General features: G+C 64.4%; 2 protein-coding genes. One reads left to right on the top strand and one right to left on the bottom strand.

Features of this window, described 5'->3' with window-relative positions; translation table 11 throughout:
• Positions 1–1787, bottom strand: a 1787-nt coding sequence (gene bglX / locus E6J59_00810; protein TMB24095.1) for a beta-glucosidase BglX, incomplete at its 3' end; no start/stop codon positions are given.
• A gap of 118 nt (positions 1788–1905) precedes the next feature.
• Here bglX and E6J59_00815 point away from each other — a divergent pair.
• A partial coding sequence (locus E6J59_00815; protein TMB24096.1) for a TonB-dependent receptor occupies positions 1906–4424 on the top strand: 2519 nt, incomplete at its 3' end.

Here is a 4424-nt window from a genome sequence, read left to right on the forward strand (position 1 = left end):
TACTTGTCCGGCCCGGTGGGACGCCCGGTGTTCTTGTGGTTGTAATAGAGGGGAATCTGGCCGACGGAGCGCGGGAAGGTCGCCGGCAGCTTGCCGCTCGGGCTCACGTCACCGAACAGGACGGCGGCGAGTGCCGGGCCGGTCTCGACCCCGAGGAACCACGACTCGACAATCGCCGGGACGTGCTCCGCAGCCCACGGTATGGTGAGGGGCCGGCCATTCATCAGCACGAGCACGATCGGCGTACCGGTCGCGTGAATCGCCTCGAGCAACTGGGGCTGGACGCCGGGCAAGTCTATGTTGGCGCGACTCGCGGCCTCGCCGCTCATGTCCCCCGCTTCGCCGAGCACTAGTACCGCGACGTCCGCCTGTTTCGCTACCGCGACAGCCTCGGCAAACCCCGCTGTCGCCGTGTCGGTGATGCCGCAGCCCTTCGCGTACAGTAGGCTCACGCTTCCCGCGCGCGCCTTGATCCCCTCCAAGGGAGTGACGGCGTCCCGTGGGTCGCCGCGGCCGGGCCAGGAGCCGAGCGCCGAGACTTTGTCATCGGCGAGCGGGCCAATCACAGCGACGGTGCGCACTCGGGACCCGAGCGGCAGGAGCTGCCCGTCATTCTTGAGCAGGACGATCGCCTCCTCGGCCACGCGACGCGCGAGCTGGCGGTGCTCGGGGGCGAGCAAGGTCGCTCGCTCGCGCTCCGGTGTAGCGCCATGGTAGGGATCGTCGAACAGCCCGAGGGCTGCTTTGGCCCGGAGCACCCGGCGCACCGCCTCGTTGACCACGGCCATAGGAATGCGCCCGGCGCGGACGAGAGCCGGGAGATCGTCCACGTAGATGCGGCTCACCATGTCCATATCCACGCCCGCCTCGAGCGCGAGCTTCCCGGCCTCGGCGCGCGATCCCGCGACGCCGTGGTTCATGAGCTCGGCGACTGCGGTCCAGTCGCTCACCACGAAGCCCCGGAAGCCCCACTCGCGACGCAGCAGCGTGGTCATGAGCCAGCGGCTCGCGGTGCTCGGGATGCCGCCGATCTCGTTGAACGACGTCATGACCGTGGCGGCGCCGGCTTCCAGGGCCGCCCGGTAGGGCGGCAGGTACACCTCGCGCAGCGTGCGCTCCGAGAGATCCACGGTGTTGTAGTCCCGACCGCCCTCGGCGCCGCCGTACGCCGCAAAGTGTTTCACCGTAGCGAGCACCGCGTCGGGGGCGCGCGGGTCGGCGCCCTGAAAGCCCCGGACTCGCGCCGCGGCCATAGCCGATCCCAGGTACGGATCCTCTCCCGAGCCTTCGGCGATGCGGCCCCAGCGGGGATCGCGGGCGATATCCACCATGGGCGCGAACGTCCAGTGCAGGCCGGCCGCCGCGGCCTCCCGCGCGGCCACGCGCGCGGCCGCCTCGACGGCTTCCGGGTCCCACGAAGCGGCTTCGCCGAGCGGGATCGGGAAGATGGTCCGGTAGCCATGGATCACGTCGTGGCCGAAGATCAACGGGATGCGGAGGCGCGACTCCGTGACGGCGATGTGCTGCGCGTCTCGCGTCGCGGCCGCCCCGGTCAGGTTCAAGAAACTGCCGACCAGGCCCTTGCGCACGAGCTCCAGCTGTTCGGCGCTCGGCTGGTTGTCCACCGAGAGCTGGTTCAGCTGGCCGAGCTTCTCCTCCAGGGTCATGCGCGCGAGGAGGGAGTCGATGTTCTGGTCAGCGCGGGAGTGCTGCGCGGAGGCAGGTCCGGCGCCGAGGAGGGCCAGGGCGGCCGGCAACGTCGTGAGGAAACCGCTATGCGGGCGCATCGGGATCCGTTTCACAATAGAGGAAAGGGAACGCGGCGCTCCCAATCTACGCGGCGGTCACCGACCTTGACAAACCCCAGTGGGCGCGTGATAACGGTGACAACGGAGGGAATCCACCATGAGAGTCGTTTTTGTGTTGCTGCTTGGCGGCGTGCTGGCCGTCTCGCTCGCCCGACCCGCGTCGGCGCAAACGAGCACCGGCAGTATCCGAGGGTACGTGACCGATTCGGGCGGGGCGCCGATCGCGGGAGCCCGCGTCAGCGCGGTGAACACGCAGACTTCGGCGGTACGTGAAGTCACGACACAAAGCAACGGGTTCTACGCTATCCTGGGCCTCGTGCCGGCCGAGTATGAGGTCACGGCCCGACAGATCGCCATGGCGGCCCAGAAGCTCAAGGTGCGGGTGCTGATTGGTGAGGTGTTCCCGTTGGACCTGAAGCTCGCCGCGTCAGCAATTCAGGTCGAAGCGGTGACGGTCGTGGCAGCCACCGGCGTGGAGATGCGCACGTCCGAGATTGCTACCAACGTCACGCAACAACAAATCGAGCGGCTACCCACCGCTAGCCGGAACTTCCTCGACCTCGCCGCCCTGGCGCCCGGTGTCACCATTTCCGACGACCGCAACAACAGCGTATCCCGCAACTTCTCGGCTGGTGGCCAGACGGCGAGTACGGTCAACGTCTTCGTCGATGGAACAAGTCTCAAGAACGATCTGACGAACGGCGGAGTCGCCGGACAGGACGCGAGCAAAGGTAATCCGTTCCCGCGAAGCGCCATCCAGGAGTACCGAGTCATCAGCCAGAATTTCAAGGCGGAATACCAGAAGGCATCCAGCGCAATCATCACGGCGACTACGAAGTCCGGCGGCAACGAATGGCACGGGAATGTGCTTTACGGCTATCAAAACAAGGGACTGGTGGCGCTCGACACGTTCCAGCGAGCGCTCAAGAACACCTCCCCGGCAACGTTCACGAAGCCTGACTACAACCGGTCGCTCGTCAGCCTCAGCATGGGTGGCCCGATCAAACGGGATCGACTGTTCTTCTTCGGCGCGTACGAGGGGAATTACCAGAACCGGAACTTTTTCGTGAACTTTCCCACGCCGAGGGCCGGATTCCCGGCGCTCGACACGGTGAATATTACGCAGTACAACGGCAACTTCGGATCGCCGTTCCGCGAGACTATGGTGTTCGGAAAGTTGAACTACACGGTGGATCCGAAATCCGCGGCCGAGCTGAGCTTCAGCACACGCCACGAGACTGACGTGCGAGACTTCGGCAGCGTCAACTGCCAGACAGCATCGATGTGCGCGCTAAATGAAGCGGTGAACTTCGCGCAGGACATCTCGATCGGACAACTCCGCTACAATCGCTATGCGGGTGCGTGGCTGAACGAGGCGAAGGTGGACTACTCGCGCTTTCGTCGCAACCCAGTCCCCAACACGCCGGGCCTGCCCGCACGCGTGTACACGTACCGCGACGTGGGAGGGACACAGACGACGGACGGCTTCATTGGCAGCAATCTCAGCGTTCAGGACTTCACGCAGAGGCGAATCGGCTTTCGGGACGACCTGACCTATTCGCACGGTGGGCAGCACGTGTTCAAGGTGGGTGCCAGCGTGGACTTCGTATCGTACGACGTGTTCAAGGCGAACAACGAGACGCCACGTTTCGCTTATCGCGACACCCTGAACGGCGTCGCGTACAATTACCAGAACCCCTACGAGCTGAAGTATGGCACCGGCAATGCGGCGCTGAACAAGAACAACCAGGAGATCGGCGCCTACATACAAGACGACTGGAGCCCCACCCCCCGACTCACAATTAACCTGGGGGTCCGGTGGGACTTCGAGACGAAGATGATGAATTACGACTACGTGACGCCGCAGATGGTGATCGACACGCTAACGCGCTACAATGATTCCCTCCCCAAGCCGCTCGACCTGAGTCGCTACATCAGCACGGGCAGCAACCGAAAGCCCTTCTACGGCGCCTTCCAACCTCGCCTCGGGTTTTCATACGGCCTGGACTCGGACAACAAGACCACGATCTTCGGCGGCTTGGGCATGTACTACGACCGGAACATTTTCGACGTTTCCGTCGACGAGACCCTCAAGCTGACCCATCCGGAGTTCACTATCAACTTTGCTCCACCGGGTTCGACGACTGCGCCCCCGGGCCAGGCGCTCTGGAGCGATTCGTACCTGACCGCCGACAAGGCGACCTTGGACGCCCTCGTGCACAGCCAAGGGGTGCCAGAAGCCTGGCTGATCGACAAGGACGCAAAAGTCCCCAAGTCGTATCAGTGGAACCTGGGGATCCGACGTGTCCTGGGGAGCTTCGCTGTTTCGGCTACCTACGCAGGCGTGCGGGGCGTGGACCAGCTGGCGATGAACTTCGGCAAGTCCGGTCTCAGACCGGACGGCACCTGCTGCGTCCCCGACTTTAACCTCAATGCCCACGGCTTTAGCAACTTTATCTACTCAACGAACGACGCCAAGACATGGTACGACGCGTTGCAAATCACGATTGACCGCCCGTATCGCCGCTCCAGCGAGAACTTTGGCTGGGGTGTAGGCCTGGCGTACACCTACGCCACCCGCTCGGTGCAGGGTCAGGACAATCTCGGCGACCTGTT

Source organism: Deltaproteobacteria bacterium (assembly GCA_005879795.1).
In the GTDB taxonomy this organism is placed as follows: Bacteria; Desulfobacterota; Binatia; order DP-6; family DP-6; genus DP-6.